At 36.3% G+C, this 23,081-nt stretch carries 23 protein-coding genes; 11 read left to right on the top strand and 12 right to left on the bottom strand.

Translation table 11 applies throughout. From position 1 onward, the window contains the following. Positions 1–74 precede the first annotated feature (74 nt). On the bottom strand, positions 75–1,043 hold the full coding sequence (gene treR, locus ACGH46_RS07585) for a trehalose operon repressor TreR (RefSeq protein WP_411605122.1): 969 nt from the start codon (positions 1,041–1,043) through the stop codon (positions 75–77). A gap of 206 nt (positions 1,044–1,249) precedes the next feature. Between treR and ACGH46_RS07590 the strand changes: the two genes are divergently transcribed. Then, complete coding sequence (locus ACGH46_RS07590) at positions 1,250–1,798, top strand: hypothetical protein (protein WP_411605124.1); 549 nt, start codon at positions 1,250–1,252, stop codon at positions 1,796–1,798. A gap of 175 nt (positions 1,799–1,973) precedes the next feature. Here the strand turns inward: ACGH46_RS07590 and ACGH46_RS07595 are convergent, their stop codons facing one another. The 3 genes from ACGH46_RS07595 to ACGH46_RS07605 all read right to left on the bottom strand — a co-directional run bounded on the left by ACGH46_RS07595 (position 1,974) and on the right by ACGH46_RS07605 (position 6,038). Next, entirely contained in the window at positions 1,974–3,065 is a 1,092-nt protein-coding gene (locus ACGH46_RS07595) for a 5-methylcytosine restriction system specificity protein McrC (protein WP_267378576.1), read from the bottom strand. After that, entirely contained in the window at positions 3,062–5,491 is a 2,430-nt protein-coding gene (locus ACGH46_RS07600; RefSeq protein WP_411605127.1) for an McrB family protein, read from the bottom strand. Before ACGH46_RS07600 ends, ACGH46_RS07595 begins: the two co-directional genes overlap by 4 nt. A 211-nt stretch (positions 5,492–5,702) precedes the next feature. Continuing rightward, positions 5,703–6,038 carry a winged helix-turn-helix transcriptional regulator gene (locus tag ACGH46_RS07605; RefSeq protein ID WP_220216094.1) on the bottom strand — a complete coding sequence of 112 codons (336 nt, stop codon included), beginning with the start codon at positions 6,036–6,038 and terminating at the stop codon, positions 5,703–5,705. 189 nt (positions 6,039–6,227) lie between these two features. Between ACGH46_RS07605 and ACGH46_RS07610 the strand changes: the two genes are divergently transcribed. After that, complete coding sequence (locus ACGH46_RS07610) at positions 6,228–6,863, top strand: NAD(P)-dependent oxidoreductase (RefSeq protein ID WP_411599454.1); 636 nt, start codon at positions 6,228–6,230, stop codon at positions 6,861–6,863. Between the two features lie 107 nt (positions 6,864–6,970). Here the strand turns inward: ACGH46_RS07610 and flhA are convergent, their stop codons facing one another. The 5 genes from flhA to flgA form a co-directional block, all read right to left on the bottom strand. Then, positions 6,971–9,058, bottom strand: coding sequence for a flagellar biosynthesis protein FlhA (gene flhA, locus ACGH46_RS07615; protein WP_411605130.1), 2,088 nt, complete (start codon positions 9,056–9,058; stop codon positions 6,971–6,973). Positions 9,059–9,066: 8 nt separating this feature from the next. Continuing rightward, the gene (flhB, locus tag ACGH46_RS07620; protein WP_411605133.1) at positions 9,067–10,206 is read right to left on the bottom strand and encodes a flagellar biosynthesis protein FlhB; all 1,140 of its coding nucleotides are present in this window, start codon (positions 10,204–10,206) and stop codon (positions 9,067–9,069) included. A gap of 142 nt (positions 10,207–10,348) precedes the next feature. Then, a complete protein-coding gene (locus ACGH46_RS07625) occupies positions 10,349–10,783 on the bottom strand; it encodes a flagella synthesis protein FlgN (protein ID WP_294827565.1) in 435 nt (144 codons plus the stop codon). A gap of 26 nt (positions 10,784–10,809) precedes the next feature. Further along, positions 10,810–11,106: a flagellar biosynthesis anti-sigma factor FlgM gene (flgM, locus tag ACGH46_RS07630; protein WP_220216098.1), complete on the bottom strand. Its 297-nt coding sequence runs from the start codon at positions 11,104–11,106 to the stop codon at positions 10,810–10,812. 72 nt (positions 11,107–11,178) lie between these two features. Next, on the bottom strand, positions 11,179–11,838 hold the full coding sequence (gene flgA / locus ACGH46_RS07635) for a flagellar basal body P-ring formation chaperone FlgA (RefSeq protein WP_267349918.1): 660 nt from the start codon (positions 11,836–11,838) through the stop codon (positions 11,179–11,181). A 153-nt stretch (positions 11,839–11,991) separates the two neighbouring features. Here flgA and flgB point away from each other — a divergent pair, with 153 nt between their 5' ends. The 9 genes from flgB to flgJ are packed head-to-tail and all read left to right on the top strand — an operon-like array spanning position 11,992 to position 19,224. Beyond that, entirely contained in the window at positions 11,992–12,402 is a 411-nt protein-coding gene (flgB, locus tag ACGH46_RS07640; protein WP_267349920.1) for a flagellar basal body rod protein FlgB, read from the top strand. Positions 12,403–12,407: 5 nt separating this feature from the next. Then, positions 12,408–12,812, top strand: a complete 405-nt coding sequence (gene flgC / locus ACGH46_RS07645) for a flagellar basal body rod protein FlgC (protein ID WP_411605136.1) — start codon at positions 12,408–12,410, stop codon at positions 12,810–12,812. Positions 12,813–12,825: 13 nt separating this feature from the next. Then, on the top strand, positions 12,826–13,545 hold the full coding sequence (locus tag ACGH46_RS07650) for a flagellar hook assembly protein FlgD (protein WP_220216102.1): 720 nt from the start codon (positions 12,826–12,828) through the stop codon (positions 13,543–13,545). A 16-nt stretch (positions 13,546–13,561) separates the two neighbouring features. Further along, positions 13,562–14,773 (top strand): flagellar hook protein FlgE, encoded by a 1,212-nt coding sequence (flgE, locus tag ACGH46_RS07655; protein WP_267378592.1) that lies wholly within the window; start codon positions 13,562–13,564, stop codon positions 14,771–14,773. A 14-nt stretch (positions 14,774–14,787) separates the two neighbouring features. Beyond that, the gene (locus tag ACGH46_RS07660) at positions 14,788–15,543 is read left to right on the top strand and encodes a flagellar basal body rod protein FlgF (protein ID WP_411605138.1); all 756 of its coding nucleotides are present in this window, start codon (positions 14,788–14,790) and stop codon (positions 15,541–15,543) included. Positions 15,544–15,558: 15 nt separating this feature from the next. Then, on the top strand, positions 15,559–16,341 hold the full coding sequence (flgG, locus tag ACGH46_RS07665) for a flagellar basal-body rod protein FlgG (RefSeq protein WP_267361001.1): 783 nt from the start codon (positions 15,559–15,561) through the stop codon (positions 16,339–16,341). 21 nt (positions 16,342–16,362) lie between these two features. Then, positions 16,363–17,043 (top strand): flagellar basal body L-ring protein FlgH, encoded by a 681-nt coding sequence (locus tag ACGH46_RS07670; protein WP_255556776.1) that lies wholly within the window; start codon positions 16,363–16,365, stop codon positions 17,041–17,043. Between the two features lie 11 nt (positions 17,044–17,054). Beyond that, on the top strand, positions 17,055–18,164 hold the full coding sequence (locus ACGH46_RS07675) for a flagellar basal body P-ring protein FlgI (RefSeq protein ID WP_411605141.1): 1,110 nt from the start codon (positions 17,055–17,057) through the stop codon (positions 18,162–18,164). A gap of 16 nt (positions 18,165–18,180) precedes the next feature. Next, on the top strand, positions 18,181–19,224 hold the full coding sequence (gene flgJ / locus ACGH46_RS07680; RefSeq protein WP_411605143.1) for a flagellar assembly peptidoglycan hydrolase FlgJ: 1,044 nt from the start codon (positions 18,181–18,183) through the stop codon (positions 19,222–19,224). 163 nt (positions 19,225–19,387) lie between these two features. Here flgJ and flgL read toward each other — a convergent pair whose 3' ends face one another. From flgL to motB, 3 genes are all read right to left on the bottom strand, one after another. After that, on the bottom strand, positions 19,388–20,344 hold the full coding sequence (gene flgL, locus ACGH46_RS07685) for a flagellar hook-associated protein FlgL (protein WP_267349934.1): 957 nt from the start codon (positions 20,342–20,344) through the stop codon (positions 19,388–19,390). A 14-nt stretch (positions 20,345–20,358) separates the two neighbouring features. Then, positions 20,359–22,002 carry a flagellar hook-associated protein FlgK gene (gene flgK, locus ACGH46_RS07690; protein WP_411605145.1) on the bottom strand — a complete coding sequence of 548 codons (1,644 nt, stop codon included), beginning with the start codon at positions 22,000–22,002 and terminating at the stop codon, positions 20,359–20,361. Between the two features lie 181 nt (positions 22,003–22,183). Next, on the bottom strand, positions 22,184–23,080 hold the full coding sequence (gene motB, locus ACGH46_RS07695; protein WP_267360993.1) for a flagellar motor protein MotB: 897 nt from the start codon (positions 23,078–23,080) through the stop codon (positions 22,184–22,186). Between the last annotated feature and the right edge of the window lies 1 nt (position 23,081).

Raw genomic sequence — 23,081 nt, forward strand, 5'->3', positions numbered from 1 at the left:
AAATGGGAACGTTCCCTATTTGTGATAGATCTCACATAATTAATAAAAAATATAATACTGTTAGATTGTTATTACTATTTATTAACAGCCAGTTGGCAAGGAATCGTCACCGTTTTAAGTTCCACCCCATTGGTTAACATTCGGAGTAATTCATGAGCGGTATAAGTTCCAGCTTTATCAAAACCTAACTCCACAGATAACGTTTGTGGAAAAAGGAAACGGAGCAATTCACTCTGCCCGATACTCGCAACAATGATATTTTTATATTGCTTTTCATGAAGATATTTATGTAAGCCTAAAGCAAGCGTTTCAGTCGCACAAACAATGGCAGAAGGTGATGATTTAATGACTGTTTGAGCAAGATGATAGCCAGATAAATAACTTAATTTTCCTAAACAAGCATTAGGGGTTATTTGATGAAGCTGACAAAAATCCAGATAAGCTTGATAACGTAGCGCACCGGTAGTTTGGTCTTGCTGTTCAATACCAATATAAGCAATATTACGCTGTTTTTGCTGATGATATAAATGCTCAAGTAAGTGAGTTACTGCACCGATATCATCGTAACAAACACACATATGATTAGGGAATGAACGTGCAATAACCACACTCTTATTTTGCCAGAAAGACAATACCCCCTTATCCAATCCTGTAAAGGCAAAAACTACGACACCGTCAGCCTGCTTATCTTTCAACATGGCTAAATGTTCTTCAACCTTTACAACATTAAATTGGCTTTCCATAATAATCGGATCATAGCCATGTTGATAAAATATTGGCAGCATGCTACTGACAGCTTGATTTTCAGACACCGAGTCGAGACGAGTGACAATAATACCAATCACTTTATTGCCATAACCTCGCATTGCTCTTGCAGATTTAGACGGCGTAAATTGATATTGTTCAATAATAGCATTGACTTTATTACGTGTTGCTTCTTTCACCATTGGGTCATGGTTAATTACTCTTGAAACCGTTGATTTGCTTACTCCGCTTAGTTTGGCAATATCTTTAATGGTTAAGTGGCTCGATGACTTGCTCATAATAATTTTGCTGAATAAATATCAATAAAATTATAGTAATATAGTTTCAACAAAATTGCGATATGGTAGCTGCTTGGATGATATTAAAAATCATGCAATATTGATATACCTAATTTAATGTCTAATGGTAGAATCAGATTAAAATTTAACAGGTCATTAGTAGTACTGTTTAACTCAATATTTCACTTTACGACAAGCTATTAAACATGAAAAAATTATATTTACTGTTAGGTTATATCTTATTTTTTGTCAGTTTATCCGGACACGCATCAAGTGATGTCACCAAAATAGCTACCGTTACAGAACAATTTAAAACTGCTCTATTATGTCAATCAAAGCCTTTTGCCATCGAAGATAAAAAAATTATTGCTGAACTTGAAAAACAAAAAATTACCATAAAAAACAAACAACAAGATAATATCACTGAAATCGAATATCATTTTGAGCAACCTATCAAAATCAAGAATGTATGGGTTAATATGATTCGTTATGAAAGCGATAATTTCGTCACATCTTTTTATGCTAAAGCCAAAGGTGATATGCACAAGTTCGCTAAATTGATTGGTGCTAACGCTATATTGCGTAGCTGTGAAGAACCCATTCCTTTGAATGATACAGACATATACCGAAAAGATATTACCCCTATTACGGACAATAAACTTTACCCTGATACAATAATTATTGGTCAGGATAAAGACTCAAAGCCGAATGAATTTTATGTTATTTGTTCTAAAGTTGAGGCTAATGAACCATAATTCTTTGCTTAATCAATATTATCCTATTAATTTATTTATCTTATGTATGCTCTTGTCTTAAACATTGAGCAACATTGGTAATGTGTGAATTCCATATTAGGTGGTGCTTGGTTATAAACTTTTCGATTGAATGCATCAATGCATTCTAATGGTATCTAATCTTGATGTAAATTGCTTATGTACTTTGAGCTAATAAAGACAGCAAACACTCTCTAATTCTCATGTTTGCTTGACTTAAATCAATCGTACAAAAAAATAGCTGATGATTTTGAATGGTGGTATTTTCATTAATCGATTGATTTGTTGTTGGATATAACAGCATACCTGATGCAGAATAGGATAATCGGTCATCACTTCTTTCTTGACTTCTTACATAAGCATAAAGTTGGTACAAATGATCTGTCTTAAAAGAAAAACTGTTATGATTAAAAATTGAGGTACATTTAGTATCCACAATTAAGCGAGAATTTGTTTTGTTATTTTCTATAATTAAATCGGTAATCATTTCTGGCATAAACTGTCCAATGTTGTCCGTCGATTGGGTACATTGCCATTTAAACCTTTTTCCCGACTCGATTTGCCATTCATTTGGATTGAGATTAACCCGATAAAAACCAATTACCGCTTTCTCAAACAATAATCTTAACCACTGATCTGTTTTTTCCAACTGATTAAGTGTTTCTTTACCGAATAATTCTGTTGGAATAGACAAACTATGAACCAATTTAGCCACCGAAACTAATAGATTATCATGAGGATTTGATCGATTGAACTGATCGATAACAGGGTTGTAATAGTTAGATTTACCGATTTTTAACTCTTTAAAACGATTGGTTATTTGTTTACATTGCTTAATCAATTCATCATTATTTAATTGCCTTAATAAAACATGAGCAGCATCATGAATATATTGATTTTTGGGTGTATTATTTGTTAATCCATCATATCGACAATGGATTTTACCTTTTTCAAGTAATAATTTACGTGTGGTGGTTAAATAATCAATTTTTCCTCTAACACGTGTTAAAACCTGCTTTTCAGGTTGATAACTATTAGATAATGAATAACGCAATCCTTTGTGCACTGCCTTGCAATAAATCTCAGCAGCCAGTTCAACAATTTTTTCAGGATTTTCTTCAAAATTTATTCGCTGCTGTTTATCAAGCTCTTTATAATAATCTGATGCATACAATAAAAGTAACCATATGTTTCTAATAGGTATTTTATTTAATGTGGTATTTTGTTTTGTTGTCGATTTAGTATTCATTGAGATTGTTTATATGCAATCGTAATAAGTTTCATAGCTTTGTTAAGTTGATCTTTTTCATCAAACCAATACTCTTCCAATAATGGTTTAACTTCTGTATCAATAATATTTTGATACCACACTAAACCTTCACTTTTCGGTATAGCTCTATGATGAGTTAAATAACTATGACCAATAGCAAAAGCACTTCCTAACATTCTATCTTGAGCAATGAATTCATTTAATTCATTCATTCTTTCTTTTATTTCTTCTAGAAGCTTACTATTGAGCCCTGTTTTTTTAATCATATAGCGTAACCATTTTTCTGAAAAATTAGGATCTAAAGTAAAAAACGCAAAACGTCGACGTAGTGCAAAATCGACTAATGCTAAAGATCGATCCGCTATATTCATTGTACCAATAACATATAAGTTATCGGGAATATATATTCCGTTTTCTTGTTCACGGCGATAGGTCAATTCTAATGCTTCACTCGGTGTTCGCTTATCAGCTTCAAGCAGTGTTAGCATTTCACCAAAAATCTGTGCGGGATTACCTCGATTAATCTCTTCAATAACCATAACATATTTAGATTGAGGATCATTTCTGGCTTGATGAATTATCTCCAAAAAAGGACCATCGATCAGTGCTAACTTACCATCACTAGCGGGACGAAAACCACGAATAAAATCTTCATAAGATAGATTAGGATGAAATTGAATTGCTCGAATATTATTTGAATCTTTATAGCCAATTACAATATTAGCCAATCTTTTAGCTAACCAAGTTTTACCCGTACCAGGGGGACCTTGTAAAATAATATTTTTCTTTTTTGTTATACTGGATATCATTTGTTGCAATTGCTGTTTATCGATAAAACAATCTTCTTGAATTAAATCTTTTAATGTATAAGGATGCTTAACAAATAATGGATCATCAGTTAATGGTGCATCAATATCTGGTTCATTTTCCATGATTTCTCCTCTTTTTCCATCAATATTATGATTAAGTAACCGATATTTACCATTCCCCAAAAACTGAAAAAATTTTTTATCTTTCATTCGTTGTAAAGTGTAAGTTAACAAGTTACTTGTAACTCTATTATTTGGAAATTCCTCCTCAAGTTGTTGTCCGTATTTATCCAGCAACTCTTTACAATTAAAAACATTACTTCCGTTATCTTGGCAAAGTTCTTGGATGAATTGTAATAATATAATTTGCCATTGATTATTAGATGCTAAATTTTCATTAATTAATGTGCGATTTTCATATTTACGTAATGCAGTGAAATAAAGCTCAGGAAAAGAGTGAATAGGAAAGTAATCTTCGTTAAATCTCGTTGCTAAATCATCAAGTAATTTTAGGTAAACATTACCATTAAAATGCTCTTTAGATAATCGATCATCTTTTATCAACTCCAATTCATCAGTAAGATAAGTTTTTGAAGCTTTATCCAATACGACATAGGCATGAGGACGAATCCAAAATAAACCACTAGTTAATTGCCATGGAAAATATGATTGCGACATGACTAAGTCAAATTTTTGTTCAAACTCATCTTGATAGTTTTCATCAACATTAGAAAATTTCAGTGCAGTAGCATAAAATTCCCACAAATTATCAATCTCTTGTTGTTGATTTTCGGAGTTGGTAAAAAACCAAGATAGTTGATTATTAAGTAATGGTATCCCCTCAAAAGAGTTAGGGACAGATTCTTCAATATTAAGAAATTCAGCCCACTTTTTAGCGATTTCTATTCTTGTCGTTTCTTTAATATGACGATTAAATGTTCCTAATACAGTAAATGGACAAATATCCTGTAAACCTTTATCGAGTAAATAAGACAGCTTAAACTCGGTGGCCAGCTGATTGACAAATTCCATTAATATTGAACGTTTGTTTTTATCTAGATAAATTAATAAATTATCTGCAATAGCTTCATAAAAACGAACCCAACTGAACAATTGGGTACGATTGGCAACATCACCATAACGAGATCGCCAATAAGGCGCATTCCGAAAATAGTCAATATCCTGTGGTTCATTATAGAAAGTAAAATTGATTAATTGTTTTGATAACCATTCATCATCTTTAACACTCCAAATAGTAGCCATATTGGTATAAAAAAACCATTTTTTATTCAAATTCTTTTTTTGCCAATTAACTTCTAATAACTTTCCATCACCATAATTTTTTGTCACAATACCGGTCGCTTTAATCTCCATGACCGAAACAGCTTGACCTTTATTATCAAAGGGTAAATTCTTTTTTAAATTATAAGTGGATTTGATCGCAACTCGATCACCAACTGAAATGGTTCGTACGGTATTTAAGTATTTATTATCGTAACCATTTTCCCAAATACCTAATTTAACAAAACGTTCTGTTTGGTCTTCACTACCATTAAATTTAGCGCTTAAAAACCAATATGTTTTTATTGCTTCCAATGTTTTTCCTTTCAAAAGTAGATAATCTATTGTAAAGATAAATTTTTGAAACGAAGTTTAACTTAAAACAAGATAAAAAAGTGAACAAATCTAATTAAATATGTGATACAGGTCAAATTTTCAAAAAAATCTTAAATAACTATTAATATCATTAACAAAACGATCATTAAATATAATTGGCAAAAAATAGCTTTTTATTCATGTTAAAAACCTATTTCTTAACACACTGCCTTAACTTATAAGCACTTCCCCACGCTAACATAGCATCATGAACCTGTTTTAAACTTTGTCCGACTTCGGTCAGTGTATATTCCACTTTAGGTGGTACTTGGGCATAGACTTTGCGATGAATTAATCCGTTTTTTTCCATTGCACGTAGGTGCTGGGTTAAGACTTTTTGTGATATTCCGTCTAAGGATTTTTTTAATTCGCCAAAGCGTTTTGTGCCCGTTAATAAATCACGAACAATTAATACTTTCCATTTATCGCCCATGAGCATAAGCGTAGTTTCGACGGGACAAGGGGGTAAATTTTCATTGAGAGACATAGTAAAAATCCTTTAAATTCAATTATAGTATTAATTTGGTAACTATATTACTGTTTAGTACCTACTTTACAATAGATACTTAGAATATTAATCTAAAAACATTCATTACTTAACGATTTTTGTTTACAAAACCTAAAACCAGAATCCAACAATATTATTAAATTAATAAAGAATAAAGGAGTCAAAAAGATGAAAATAGCTGTTATTGGTGCAAGTGGTAAATCAGGCAGTCTGATAGTTAAAGAAGCAATTGCGCGTGGGCATGACGTGACAGCAATTGTTCGTCATCAAAATGCGCATGTCGATCCCAAGGCGAAAGTTTTAGTGAAAGATTTGTTTGATCTGACTTATGAAGATTTGAAACCTTTTGATGTGATTGTTGATGCATTTGCAACATGGAGCCTTGAATCACTGCCTCAACATCAAACAAGTTTAAAACATTTAACTGACATTTTAAAAGGTAAACCTAACCGTTTATTAGTTGTTGGTGGTGCAGGTAGTTTATATGTCAATCCTGAACATACTGTTCGTTTAGTTGATACACCCGAGTTTCCAGAAGAATTCAAACCATTAGCTAATAACATGGCTAAAGCACTTGATGAATTAAAAAAATGTCAGGATGTGAACTGGACTTACTTAAGCCCAGCTATTGAGTTTATTGCCGATGGCGCAAGAACAGGTCACTACAAAGCAGGCGGTGAACAGGTCTTATTCAATACTCAAGGAAAAAGCCAAATTAGCTATGCTGATTATGCCATTGCCATGGTTGATGAAGCAGAAAATGCCAAACACATTAAACAACGTTTTACGGTTGTGACAGAATAGGATAAAAATCTATTTTATATAGTGAACAGCTAATGCCTGTTCACTATTTCATAGCGCTTTTTATAGATAAACTTTCAATTTGAGTTTTATTAATCAAATTTCTGGTACTATTCTGCACCAATTTGACAAGTCATTTTAATTTCTCGATTATCCGTGATTTCTAAGTTTGACAACACCACTAGCTGTGGAAAATGGGGTCTTAAAAATTGTGATAGCATCGGTCTTAATGTGTGGTTAACCAAGAGTACAGGCGGTGCACCAATGGCATCTTGCTGATTTAAAGCTTGCTTCACTTGTTGAATTATATGATCCGCCAGTCCCGGTTCAACATTACTGGTATTTTGGAGTGCTTGTAGCAACAACCGCTCCAAATTCACATTTAAACCAATGACATTAATTGCCCCATTCCCCGGAAACCATTGTTGTGTTATCACTCTTCCTAATGCTATTCGCACTAGGCTAAGCAATTGATAAGCATCGTTTTGATTCGGTGCATGTTCGCTTATGGTTTCGATAATTGTGCGCATATCACGTATTGACACTTTTTCGGCGATTAAATTTTGGAGTATTTTATGAAATGTCGTTAACGTAATGACGCCCGGTATAAAGTCCTCCACCAATTTAGGAATATCTTGTTTAACATGATCCAATAACTCTTGTGTTTCCACTCGTCCTAATAAATCACTGGCGAACTGTTGTAATAGGTGATTAAAATGGGTCGCAATCATGGTGCTGGTATCAACAACGGTATAACCTAAGATTTGAGCATTTTCTTTATTACTTGCGTCTATCCATACCGCAGGCAAACCAAACGCAGGCTCGGTAGTGGGTATTCCGTCAATGGTTTCTGCCACATTCCCCGGATTAATCGCTAACCATTTGTTATTAACAATTTCACCTTTTCCTATTTCCCCACCTTTAATAAATAATTTATATTGATAAGGTGCGAGCGATAAATTATCTCGGATATGAACTTGAGGCGGTAAAAAACCAAACGTTTGAGCAAACTTTTTCCGTAAACTGCGTATCCGACCCAATAATTCACCATTCTGAGTCTGATCTACCATAGGGATTAATCCATACCCCACTTCCATTGCTAAAATATCCTCAATACTGACGTCCGACCAAGATGCTTCAATATTACTCGGTGTCGTTGCTTGCGTATCAACTTGCTTAGTGCTGGCAGTCGTATCATATTTCTTCTGCTTATTAAGCCACCAAGACAACACAACTAATATCGCAGTAAACAGTAAAAACACTAGATTTGGCATACCCGGAATCAAACCCAATAATCCAATGACTACCGCAGTCAAGATTAATACTTGTGGATTTTTAAACAACTGGTTTAGCATCTGTTCACTGATGTTTTCTTGTGATGTCACTCTTGTCACAATCACGCCAGCAGCCGTTGAAATAATTAAAGAAGGGATTTGAGCAACCAGACCATCACCAATAGTTAATAATACATACGTCTGACTCGCATCCGCTAGTGCCATACCATGTTGTACAACCCCTACTAACAGCCCACCGATAATGGTAATTGCCATTATCAATAAGCCAGCAATCGCATCCCCCCGAACAAATTTACTTGCTCCGTCCATTGAACCATAAAAATCGGCTTCTTGGGTGACTTCGGCTCGGCGTGCTTTGGCTTCGTCTTCACCAATCAATCCAGCATTTAGATCCGCATCAATTGCCATTTGCTTACCGGGCATACCATCTAATGCAAAACGAGCACCGACTTCGGCTATTCGCCCTGCCCCTTTGGTAATAACCATAAAATTAATAATCACCAAAATGATAAAAACCACAATACCTATCGCAAAATTACCACCTACCAGAAAATGACCAAAGGCTTCAATCACCCGACCTGCGGCATGACTGCCAGTATGACCTTTTAACAGAACAACCCGCGTTGAGGCAACATTCAATGATAAACGTAATAAAGTCGCAAACAATAACACGGTTGGGAAAGCAGCAAAATCAAGTACACGCTTAGTAAACAATGCCACAATCAAAATAATAATTGATAACGCAATATTGAAGGTAAAAAACAGGTCTAAAATAAACGCAGGTAACGGTAATACCATCATTGAAAGAATCAATAAAATTAGCAGTGGACCTGCTAAAATTTGATAATGCCCTTTTTTAAGCCCATTGGTTGATAAAAACGAAACTATTTTATTTTTAATCATGTAATTAATTACCGCCTTGGTTGATTTTCTGCTAATGACTCAGGTACCGGCAAATTGTTAGGTGTAATCGGTTTATCACCGCCAAATTTATGCCACCGTTTTAATTGATAAACCCAAGCAAGAATTTGCGCAACAGCTGTATATAATTCGGTTGGAATGGTCTCACCAATTTCACCATAACGATATAAAGCCCTAGCCAGTGGTGGTGCTTCTAATTGTGGAATATGATGTTGATTGCCTATCTCCCTGATTCGTAAAGCGATTTGATCGGTTCCTTTTGCCAATACTTTAGGGGCTATCATGGTTTTTTCATCATAATGTAAAGCAACCGCATAATGAGTCGGGTTGGTTACAATGACATTTGCTTTAGCGATATCTTTCATCATGCGACGCCTTGCCATGGCTTGCTGCATCTGCCGAATACGGCCTTTTATTTGAGGATTCCCCTCTTGCTCTTTAAACTCATCTTTAATTTCCTGTTTTGACATCATCAATTTTTTTAAATTACTCCAAATCTGATAAAAGATATCAAAACCGACCATCGGAATAAGTGACAACACCATGAATAATCCACAAATCAAAATAAGATCTATTGCTTTTGTTAATGCGCTATTTAAATACATTTTTGGAAGAGAAAGCAGATTTGGAAATAAGTCGAATAATAACAATGAAGCAGCTATCGTGATTAATATGACTTTTAGCATACTTTTAAATAATTCCGCTAAAATTCGGCGACTAAACATCCGCCCAAAACCAGAAATCGGATTCAACTTTTTAAAATTGGGTTTAATTGATTGCCAACTAAATAACAAGCCACCCACACAAAGCGGTGCCACAATAGCAAAGATAGCCAAGGCAAAAAACAGAGGAACAATAGCCCAAAAACCTGCGGTCATTAACTCAATCAAATTGGTCAGAATACGAGATTCATCATTTACACGAAAAGAGACCTGCATCGCAGTTTTTATTATGATGATTAACTTCTGGACTAATGCAGAACCCATTAACCAAAAAAGCATAATGCCCACCAACAAAATAATGACGGAAGTCAATTCTCGTGAACGGGGTATCTGTCCCTTCTCTTTAGCTTTTTTTAGTTTGCTATCGGTGGGGCGTTCGCTTTTATCTACATCACTTTCATTAGCCATGATAGGGGTTAATAGTATCTAACTGTCTAAATAGAAATAAAATAGTCACAGTATGTACTGAACACACTAAAGTTATTGGCTTGATTAAACGACAAATTAAGGTGTATTTAACGCGTTTACACTGAACACACCGCAATTATCATTAAACTTTTGCTCGTTTTGATGAGATTGTTTCAGTTTGTTGATAACCATTATTGGTATAAACAACCGGATTATGAATACTTTTTAAATGATCGATAGTTTGCTGAGTACGATGCATACGATTTTGAATAATCAAACCATTATCACGATTGATATTCGCTAATAACCGCGTAGTGGTTGTAATGGATTGCCATTGCTCTGCCAGTTCTGGATTTTCACTATAAGGGGAAGATAGATTGAGTTGTTTACTAATATTTATTCGTTTTTCATCTAATAATTTTAATTCAATAAGTAATTGACTCTTTTTATTGATGATTTCATTGAGTTGATTGATAGAACTGTTTTCAATAAGCACTTGTTGCTCGGTCTGCAAAATGTCTGAAAGTGTTTGTAACATGACGGTTATTTTATTTAAGATGTCATTTAATTCTAACATTTTTATTTCCTTTCAAACTTTACTAACTATTCAATATTTTCAATCATCTGTTTGATAAGTTCATCAGCTATTTTTGTGGTGTTTATCACTAATTTACCTTCAGTAATAGCCTGTTTTATGTTATCAACTTTTTCCATGTCAATGTCATTATGCGTAGACTGTAAAAGCGATAAGGTATTTTGACTTAATGTCACATTAGCACTGCTGGTCAGGCTATTTTCTGTCTGCTGAGATGATCGTGGGCTTTTTTGTTGCTCATTGATAACATCACGATTAAGTAATCCTGCTATTGTCGTTACCGATTTAGTCGCTTCTATACTCATAAAATACCTTTGATCAAAAATTTAATGATTTGTTTAGTCTAATTATCGGCAAAAATAAAAAAATCATTAATTTTATTTATCGAAAATTGTCACACCTTCTTGCGTAACAATACCTTCAACAATATTGCCAGAATTAAGCTTTACACTAATATGATCATCTAAGGCGCCGTTATTAAGAGATTTACCTTTTGTTGCAATCACATACCCCTCTCCATTAATCAAGACTTTCACCATTTGACCAGCCTTAATGTGCCAATTTTGTTGCAACATTGAAGTTCGAATTGGCTCATCAAGCTCAATGTTACGTAATGCAATATGATTAATAATGTGCTGTTTATTTAAAATTACCGAATTGGCTAGAAGATCAAGTCGTCCCAATTTTGACCGTATCAGTGCATCAGTAATGATCGTTCCTGCACTTATAGGTTTATCAGCGACAAAATAACGTCCCTCAGCACTGACTTTTATTTGCAAATACTGGGTTTTATTACCGCATTTAACGCCAATGGTCATTGTACCCCACTGTTTTTTATTATTCAGTAGCGTAATTTTGGGCTCATCACACATTAACTGCGGTTTAGGCGATATATAAGATATCGAAATATTATCGACAGGAACCGTTATATGTTTTGAAACTAAATCATTCACCGCTCTTTCAAATGAATCAGCCATCGCCATATTGGTCACCAATAACAGTGAAATAAGCTGTATTAATCTAATAACCTTAATCATATTTGCTTGTTTTAAAATTATTTGTAAGCCGATTTTACTGTATGAACAATTTTATTGAATGTTGAAATAAGGACAATTTTTGTTGTTATTTATACGATGAGTTTTTTTTGATTCACATAAAATTTTAAATATCAAACAAAGTGAGACGATTTTATGCTGAATAAATTAGACACCTTTATTAATTTTCATCAACAAGCATTAAATGTACGTGAAAAAAGACAAACTATCTTAGCATCAAATATTGCTAATAGTGATACACCGAATTATCAAGCGCGTGATATTGATTTTAATGCCGAATTGAAAAAAGCACTAACTCATCAGAATAGTCGCCATCACCTACAACTTAACGTAACGTCGAATCAACATATACAGATCAATGCACCTGCTATGACAAATGTAAATATGCTTTATCGTATTCCTTATCAAGCATCAGCGGACGGTAATACGGTCGAAATGGATCAAGAACGCACAGCATTTATGGATAACAGTATCCACTATCAAAGCAATTTAACTTTTTTAGGTGAACAATTTAAAAATGTAATGTCTGTATTACAGCAAGGATAATCAATATGAGTTTTTCAATTTTTGCAATTTCTGGCTCGGCCTTAATGGCACAAACTCAGCGAATGAATGTCAGCGCCAGTAATTTAGCGAATGCTGACAGCATCACCAGCACATCAGGAAAAGCATACCAAGCAAAACAAGTTATTTTTCAGGTGGATAATAACGGGGAGCAAAATAGTATTGCTGGCGTAAAAGTCGCCCAAGTGATTGAAGACCCGTCACCCATGAACTTAGTTTATGAGCCACATCATCCATTAGCAGATGATAAAGGTTACATCCAAAAACCCAATGTCGATGTTGTTGCCGAAATGGTCAACACCATATCAGCATCACGCAGCTATCAAGCCAATGTCGAAGTCATTAATACCGCCAAAAGCCTAATGTTAAAAACATTGACATTAGGTCAATAGCAAGGAGTGATAGATGGGTGTAACAAATGTGTCTGTATCCGAATCGGTAGGCGTAAACGGTGTTCAAACCAAACAAAAAAGTACAACTGATGGCAATTCGAGTAAAGAATTACAAGATAACTTTTTAACGTTACTGATTGCTCAGATGAAGAATCAAGATCCAACCAATCCAATGGATAATAGCCAATTAACCTCGCAACTTGCTCAAATTAACACATTAGCGGGGATTGAAAGATTAAATACCACGCTAGGCATGGTGTCTGGGCAAATTGACGATAGCTTATCGGTCAATGCCAGCAACATGATTGGTAAAGGGGTAATGGTACCTGGCAATAAAATTTTAGTGGCGACTTCTGAGCTTGAAGGTACTGATAACGAAACCGAAACCATTACCACACCATTTGGTTTTGAGCTAATGCGTGATGCTGATTCAGTCATCATTACGATTTTAGATGAAAATGGTAATGTCGTACGTGAAGTCGATTTAGGTTCGATTCCTGCTGGGGTTAGCTCCTTCACTTGGGACGGTCAGCTAAACGATGGCACCACCGCACCTGATGGCAGTTATACCTTTTCGGTCAATGCCAGTTACGATGGGCAAAAAGTATCCTCAACGTCACTTGGCTATTCGGTTGTCTATGGTGTGATAAACAGTAAAGTTAATAATAAAGTATTACTCGATTTAGGAATACTTGGTTCAATTAGTATTGACGAAGTACGTCAAATTCTTTAAGGGAGATGAAATTCAAATGGGATTTTCTCAAGCAATTAGCGGCATGAATGCTGCATCAAAACAATTAGACGTCATTGGTAATAATATTGCCAATTCTGCAACCGTTGGCTTTAAAAGTGCGAGTATCTCATTTGCCGACATGTATGCCGGATCAAAAGTTGGTATGGGTGTGAAAGTTGCAGCCGTCATGCAAAATTTTGGTGACGGAACAACAACCGCCACTAACAATAGTTTAGATGTTGCTATTTCTGGCAATGGTTTTTTTCGCTTAGTGGATAGTAGTGGACAAATTTATTATAGCCGTAATGGTCAATTTCAATTAGATGCCGAGCGCAACATCATTTCGGCGGATGGTTTGCAACTCACTGGCTACTTAGCCACCGGCACACCGCCACAAATTGCACAAGGTGCAGCACCGGGACCTCTTAAAATTTCGCAAGAAATGTTAAATGCTGCTGCTACAACAAAAGCATCATTACAAACTAACTTAAACTCAAATAGTACGGTACCTGAAAAACAGCCTATTAATGCACTTGATGCCGATACGTTCAACTACTCAACAACGCTGACAACTTACGATTCGCTCGGTAATCAACGTAATGTACAACTGTTTTATGTCAAAACGGCCGATAATCAATGGGATGTGCATTATCTCGACAGCAGCGACCCGAATGCAACATTACAAAAAATGGGGCAAATGGAATTTGATTCATCCGGTAAATTAATCAGTGATCCAGAAATGACCATAAATATTAACGGTATTAATGGCTCGGCTGACAACACCTTTACACTATCACTGGCTAATAGTTCTCAACAAAATATGGGCAAAGAAGTGGGCAGTATCAAAACCCCTGTCGTTGATGGTTATGCACCGGGTGACTTAGTCGGGTACAACATCAATAATGATGGATCGATTTACGGTATCTATTCTAACCAACAAACCATGTTGTTAGGTCAAATTGCGATGGCGGATTTTGCCAATGTTAACGGACTAGAGTCAGCAGGCAATAACAATTGGCGTTCAACACTTCAATCCGGCGCTGAAGTATTAGGTATCGCAAACTCAGGCACGATGGGCGCATTGACCAGCGGTGCAGTGGAATCATCCAATGTGGATATGAGTCAAGAATTAGTCAACATGATTGTTGCCCAGCGCAATTATCAATCTAATTCACAAACCATAAAAACGCAGGATCAGATACTTAACACATTGGTTAACTTGCGTTAATTAAGGAATAAATTATGGATCGCGTTATTTATACAGCCATGTCGGCAGCAAGTCAGACTCTTCATCGGCAAGCAATAACCAGTAATAACCTAGCCAATGTTTCAACATCAGGCTTTCGTGCCCAATTAGCCGCAATGAAAGCGATACCTATTGTTGGCAGCACTATGCCAACCCGAACAATGGTCACGGCAACCACCCCCACATTTGATGCCAGTATGGGGGCATTTAATTATACTGGTCGAGAATTAGATGTTGCTTTAGCCGAAGATAACTGGTTAGCGGTACAACTTGCCGATGGTAGTGAGGCTTATACCCGTAATGGTGCGATCCAAATTGATGAAGAAGGTACATTGCGTGTTCAAGGATACCCTTTAATGGGTGATGGCGGTGTACTAACTGTTCCGCAACAATCAAAAGTCAGTATCAGTTCAGACGGGACTTTATCAGCTTTAGGCGCAGGCGATAAACCGACCACCATAGCCCAAGTGGGTAAAATTAAAAAAGTCCAACTTAAACCCAACGAAATAACTCGCGGTGATAATGGCTTGTTTCAATTGACTGAACAAACACGTAATGCCCGTGGCGCCGTATTACCCGATAATCCCAATGCCAAATTGATGTCGGGCGTATTGGAAGGCAGTAATGTTAATCCCGTTGTCTCAATGGTTGATTTAATCAGCCATTCTCGCCATTTTGAAATGCAAATGAAAGGGATCACAACCGCTGACGAAAATGCTCAAAAAGCGAATCAAATATTATCACTGACTTAATTAGGAGTATCACCAATGATTAAATCACTCTGGATTGCCAAAACCGGTTTAACCGCACAACAAATGAATATGGATATTATTTCCAACAATCTAGCCAATGTCAGTACCAGTGGTTTTAAACGGCAAAGAGCAGTATTTGAAGATCTGCTATATCAAACTGTTCGCCAACCGGGCGCACAATCTTCAGAACAAACTACCTTACCGTCAGGCTTACAAATTGGCACAGGGGTAAGACCGGTTGCCACCGAACGAATTCACAGCCAAGGTAATTTAGAATTAACCGACAACAGTAGTGATATTGCTATTAATGGACAAGGCTTTTTCCAAGTGCTATTACCCGACGGAACCCAAGCTTATACCCGTAGTGGCGCATTTCAAGTTAACCAAAATGGACAACTCGTCACCGCCAACGGTTATGAAATTCAACCAACCATTAATATTCCCGCAAATGCGATTAAAATGACGGTCGCGCGTGATGGTATTGTCAATGTCACCCTTGCCAATCAATCCTCGCAAGTACAAGTAGGTCAACTGACATTACACACCTTTATTAATGATGCAGGACTTGAAAGCATGGGGGAAAATCTTTACTTAGAAACCGAAAGTTCTGGTGCGCCGACTGAAAACACCCCCGGCCTAAATGGTGCAGGATTGCTATACCAAGGTTATACCGAAACATCGAATGTCAATGTTGCCGAAGAGCTGGTAAATATGATTCAAGTACAACGTGCTTATGAAATTAACAGTAAAGCGATTTCGGCATCCGATCAGATGCTACAACGATTAAATCAGTTATAAATTAATACCATGATAAACGTGATGAAATCCCTGTATATCGTGATCGCTGCGCTGTGCTTAGTGAATTGCGCACAGTTACCGAAAAAGCCATTAGTCAAAGGTGAAACAAGCATTGTTCCGCAAATGCCAGAAATTGTTAACACCAGCGGCTCTATCTATCAAGCAGCACAACCAAGTAATTTTGGTTACCAACCCATGTTTGAAGATCGCCGACCACGCAATATTGGTGATGTGTTAACCATAGTATTACAAGAAAACGTCAGTGCCAGCAAAAGCTCATCAATCAATGCCGGACGTAACAGTTCACTGAATTTAGGGCTAAAAGCTGTGCCCACTTTTTTAGATGGACTGGTTGGACGTGGAAAAGTCGAAACAGACATGTCTGGCGGTAATGATTTTAAAGGATCTGGAGGAGCAAACGCTAAAAATACCTTTAGCGGTACTATTACTGTCACCGTACAAGATGTCATGATAAACGGCAATTTAAAAGTCATTGGTGAAAAACAAATTGCGATAAATCAAGGAACGGAATTTATACGATTTTCAGGTGTAGTTAACCCTCGAACAATTAGCGGCAATAATACCGTTATCTCAACACAAGTAGCCGATGCCCGTATTGAATATGTCGGAAATGGTTACATCGATGAAGCACAAACTATGGGTTGGCTACAGCGTTTATTTCTCAATCTTTCACCGTTTTAACGAGTCTTAGCATGATAAAAAAATTACCTACTCTTATCTGTTTTATCTTAATGATGATTTTAACGATACCTTATAGTTACGCTGAGCGCATCCGTGATCTAGTCACCATACAAGGGGTACGTGATAATGCGTTAGTAGGTTATGGCATTGTGGTGGGACTTGATGGAACAGGCGACCAAACCTCGCAAACACCGTTTACGATTCAAAGTATCACCAATATGTTATCTCAATTAGGCATTACTGTTCCAACAGGTAGCAATATGCAACTTAAAAATGTTGCCGCCGTTATGGTCACAGCAAAATTACCCGCTTATGCACGAGTAGGACAACAAATAGATGTCGTGGTATCCTCACTGGGTAATGCCAAAAGTTTACGAGGGGGCACATTAATTATGACGCCGTTAAAAGGCGCAGATAACCAAGTATATGCGATTGCTCAAGGTAATCTTTTTCTGGGCGGAATGGGCGCAAGTAGTGGCGGAAGTAGTGTAAGTGTCAATCAATTAGCTGGCGCGACAATCCCGAATGGTGCAACGATAGAACGTGAATTAGACATGCGATTAGATGAACAAGACATTATTCACCTACATCTGAATCAATTCGATTTTACTCGTGCCTTAAAAATCTCCGAAGCAATTAATAAATTACAAAAAAACACCGCGGTGGCACTGGACGGTACGACGGTGACAGTCAAAATGCCTGTTACCAGCCAAGAACGGGTTAAATTATTATCACGAATACAAAATCTTGAAATTGGTGCAACGCCGATCTCAGCCAAAGTCGTCATTAATACTCGTACTGGGGTTGTGGTCATGAATCAAAAAGTCCAGTTGGATAACTGCGCTGTCGCGCATGGTAACTTATCGGTTGTCGTCAATAATAGACTCAAAGTTAACCAACCCAATACACCTTTAGCGGGTGGGGAAACAGCGGTCACACCTGAAACACAAATTGCAGTTGAAGAGCAAGGTGGTGCATTGCAAAAAGTCACTGCAGGGGTGAATTTAAATAGTGTAATTAAATCGCTCAACTTACTGGGTGCCAATCCGACCGAATTAATGTCAATCCTTGAAGCACTTAAAAAAGCCGATTGCTTACATGCTTCGTTAGAAACCATTTAGATATAAAAAATAGAATATGAATAATCTGATTAATCAATCTGTTCACCGTTTTGCCTATGATGTAAATGGACTAAATCAATTAAAGCGCAATGTGGCAAAAGGAACTAACCAAAGCATTAAACAAGTTGCTGAACAATTTGAAACGCTATTTATTAATATGATGATGCAATCAATGCGTAAAGCAGTGCCGGACAGTGGATTATTCAATCAACCTGCAACACAACTCTTTACCTCGATGTTTGATCAGCAAATTGCTCAGCAAGCAGCAGGTAAAGGGTTGGGGCTTGCTAATATCATTACCAAGCAACTCACGCATGGCAAACCTTTGTCACCCAATGTATCGTCATCGGGCACTATTCCTATTCAACCCCAAAAATCGTCGCAACAACCTAACCTTAAACTTGCACAATCTTTATTTAGCAACGCATCAGCGACTGTTACGCCTGAAGCATTAGGACAAATGCTTTATCATAGCCATAAAATCGATAATGCTTCAAAAATAAATGCATCTGAAATCACATCGTTAAAACCTACCGATAAAGCAAATCAAGATCATGTAACCGCATTTATCAAAGAATGGCTTATTCCTGCTCAACAAGCTTCTAAAAGTTCAGGTATACCTTACGAAGTTATCATAGCGCAAGCTGCACTAGAAACAGGTTGGGGACAAAAACTGATTAAAACCGCAGATAACCAATCAAGCCATAATTACTTTGGCATCAAAGCCACGCCAACATGGCAAGGTAATGCGGCCCGCTTAACAACACAAGAATTTATCAATAACCAAATGATAAAAATCCAAGATAATTTTAAAGTCTATACCAGTAAACAACATGCATTAACCGACTACATTAATCTATTAACCCAAAGCCCTCGCTACCAAGCGGTGGTCAAAGCACCTGATGCAAGAACCGCCGCCAAAGCATTACAAGCAGCCAAATACGCAACCGATCCCAACTACAGTGACAAACTCATACAAATTATTGCGCGTATAGAACAAATTGCTCAACAAAATCCGATAACGACCGTTTCAGGTTTCAGAAAAATAGCGTTTAATTAATTCTGTTTTTGCCAGTAAAACACTTCAATTCTAATGTCTGATTTTTGGCTTTGGCTCATTAAAAAATAGACATAAAAAAGGAGGCTTAAGCCTCCTAAACGTGTTGGATATATATTCTAGTTATAATGAGTAGAAATGAATACTATTATCTGTTTTCACTCGACTATTTCATTTGAAACAGTGACATGCTTTGCATGCTCATAAAAGTATACTGTGCTGCTTGTAAATTAGCTTGAAGCATAACGTATTCTGAAATGGCATCGTACCAATCTACATCTTCAAGTTGGCTAATTTGCGTTTCAAACTCAATATCTAGCGTTTTACCTAGTGTTGTTAATCTTTCGACTTCTTGTAATACTGTTCCGCCTTTTGCTCTAAGGGTCGAAACATTATCAAATGAGTTATCAACACCACAACTTGCTTTAGATAAGCCTTCACGATATTGCTTAATGGTATCTTCATTATTGTCATCTAAATCGAGCTTTAACGCGTCAAGCGCATAATCGATACTCGCAAATAGATTACTTTCTGCTGGCGAACCGTCTGGCAACTTAACGGTAGAGCCTGTCATAAAGGCTTCAAGACCGGTAAAACTGAGTGGGACTTCGCGTGAATCATCAATAAAAATATTAATTGTGGTGGTACCACCGACATAACTCACTTCGCCAGATTCACTAACCACAAAAGGGGGCGTATCATTTTTATTACCGGCAAACAGATAATTGCCGTTAGTATCTTTTGAATTGGCTAAAGCGACAAGCTGATCTTTCAAACCTTGTAATTTATTTGCCAAATCACGTCGATTTTCATCATTTAACGTTTCATTACCGGCATAAACCAATGTTTCTTGAATACTTTGTATGACAGTATTGACCTCTTTTAAGATAGTATCTTGACGACTAAGTGACTTATCGGTACTTTCACGCGCGGCTTGAAATTGGTCGTTTCGAGATTGCGCTTGTTTTAATATTAATGATTGTGATGCGCCCATAGGATCATCAGAAGGCGATAAAATCTTTTTACCCGTTGCTAAATGTAATCCCGATTTTTGCCATTTATTGTTGGTATTTAAAATACTATTTAAATTTTTTTGATACATTGAATTGGTACTTACACGCATTTTTTATCCTTTTATCACTTCGCTAAACCTAAAATAGTGTCAAATAGCGTTGTTGCAGCATCAATAACTTTGGCATTTGCTTGATAATACTGCATATAAACTTGCATAGAGATATACTCTTCTTCAATATTTACGCCCGATATTGATTGATTTTGTTCGTCAATCTGCTGCGTTATATTTTGGCTTGATTGTGCCGAAATTTTAGCGGTTTGAGTTTCACTACCAATATAGTTAACTAACGTGGTATAAGCGCTGTTTAAGGTCGTTGTACCGTTAATTAATTTTTCATTTTGTATGTCTAATAATTTGCTCACATTGCGGTTATCACCCGCACCGTTTTCTTCATCATTAATTCCGGTTGCCAATTTGTTCACATCTGTCACTAACAACGCTAATGACGATGCAATATCAGCAACAGGTTTAATTAAAAACGAGTCCCCTTTCACCGCATTACCCGTTATTTCAATTGATAAACCATCAAACATTAGTTTGCCATCTTCAATTTGAGGGGTAATAGTTTGATGATCAGACAGTCTTGTCACAACCCAATCAGTACCATTAAATTCAATTTTATAATCCGAGGCTTTAACTTCGGTGACTGAATCAAAATTGATTTTAGCGTTAGCATTACCTTGATTTTTAGCATTGGTGATACTACTTGGTTGACGGTAATCAAACATTTTTTCACCGGCATGACCATTGATATCAACGCCAGACATATGTACTTCATTGAAACGCTCAGCTAAATTAAGTGCAATTAAGCCCAATTGGTTGCGAGCTTGAGAAAGTGGTCCATCACGAAAAGTTAATAATCCATTTAATCGGCCTGATGCGATATTTTGACTTGTCAGTTCTTGAGTCGCATCAGAATTATGCGTGTAAACAATTGTATTTATTGCAGGATCTTGTTGTGACGGTTGAACAGATAGTAAGTTCACCGACGATCCCTGCACTAAACTTAAACCGTTAGCTAACGACAGATTATATTGTCCATTTTGCTCCGTCACGGTAATTCCTATAATTTCGCTCAATTCATTGACCAGCTGATCACGCTGATCAAGCAAGGCATTAGGTTCATTACCACCACTAACGGCTTGTAATTTTGAAATTTTTTGATTTAATTCGGCAATTTGCTCTAAATAAGTATTAACCTGATCGACATTATTCGTTAATTCAGTATTGATATTGGCAATTTGATTTTTAAGATTATTTTCGGTTTTATTAAATTGTCCAACCAACGACGTCAAATTACTGATAACCGATTGTTTTGTCGAGGCATCACCCGCATTTGACGTAAGCTTATTTAAGCTAGAAAAAAGATTATTAATTTGCGATGAAATGCTGTTTTCATTTTCAGCTAAAAGATTATCAACTTTTGATAATTCATTATAATATGATTTAATCGATCCATTTTGTGATTGCGATTGTCGCAATTGCCCAACAACAAATTGATTAAATGCACGATTTACCGCTGTCACTGAAACCCCATTACCGACAAAACCAAAATGATGATGAGTACCATTTGCCTGCGTTAATATCTGTTGTTGGCGATTATAGCCTGCGGTGTGGGCATTACTGATATTATTGCTAATTACATTAAGCATATTTTGCGCTGCATTTAATCCACTAATTCCGGTATTCATCAATGAATTTGCCATTAAAAAACTCCTTAATATAACTTAGTTAATAACATCATGATTATTTGTAAACTTAATTTTTATATCGGCACAATTCATTAAAGCTTTAATCATTTTTGCTATTTTTTTTGAATTTTTATTTTTTTATTTTCAATTCAGTAGATTTTTTTTGATTCATGCCTGTCATAATATAACGATAGGATTAATTTTGTTTAACTGGCTTAGCCTGTTTTAAAAAATCAATGCCAGTCATATTGTTTTCATCCTCAATATATTGTTGTGCCGATTTATTTAAAATTAAAATACTGATTCGTCGATTGGCATCTTTACTATAATGTGGATTGTTTAATCCCACGGTATCAGCAAGCGCAACAATACGAATAATTTTATTTTTATCCAATCCACCTGCAATAAGTTCTCGTCTTGATGAATTGGCTCGGTCAGCTGATAACTCCCAATTACTATAACCTCTATCACCAGTGACATATTGACGTTCATCGGTATGACCCGATAAGGTTATTTTATTAGGTAATGAATTTAAAATAGGTGCTAAGGCATGCAAAATGCTTTGCATATCAGGATGTATAACCGCACTGCCTACATTGAACATCGGTTTATCATCTGATGCCAGAATTTGAATACGTAACCCCATTTCAGTGAGTTCAATAATTAAATTAGGCGCTAATTTTTTTAGACGAGGATCGAGTTCAAACATTTCAAAAATTTTACGTGCTGTTTCAATCAGCTGGATCTTTTCGAGTTGTTTTTTTTCAAATTCGCTTTGTTGTTGTTGATTGGCAATATCGTTTTTTTCTTCACCCAGTTGCTGAGTGACATCATCACCACCGCCAGGAATCGGGCTTTCACTATCACTGATATTTTGACCGCCATTTTGCCCCATAAGTAACGGTGTTCTAAAATATTCAGCAATTCCTTGTAGTTCCTGCGGCGTTGATTTTGCGATTAACCACATAACTAAAAACAGCGCCATCATGGCGGTCATAAAGTCAGCATAAGCGATTTTCCACGAACCACCATGATGCCCTTCTCCATGCCCTGACTTTTTGCGAGTAATAATTCTTATTGAGTTATCTTTCATT

Source organism: Gilliamella sp. CG22 (assembly GCF_046635725.1).
Taxonomy (GTDB): Bacteria; Pseudomonadota; Gammaproteobacteria; order Enterobacterales; family Orbaceae; genus Gilliamella; species Gilliamella apicola_I.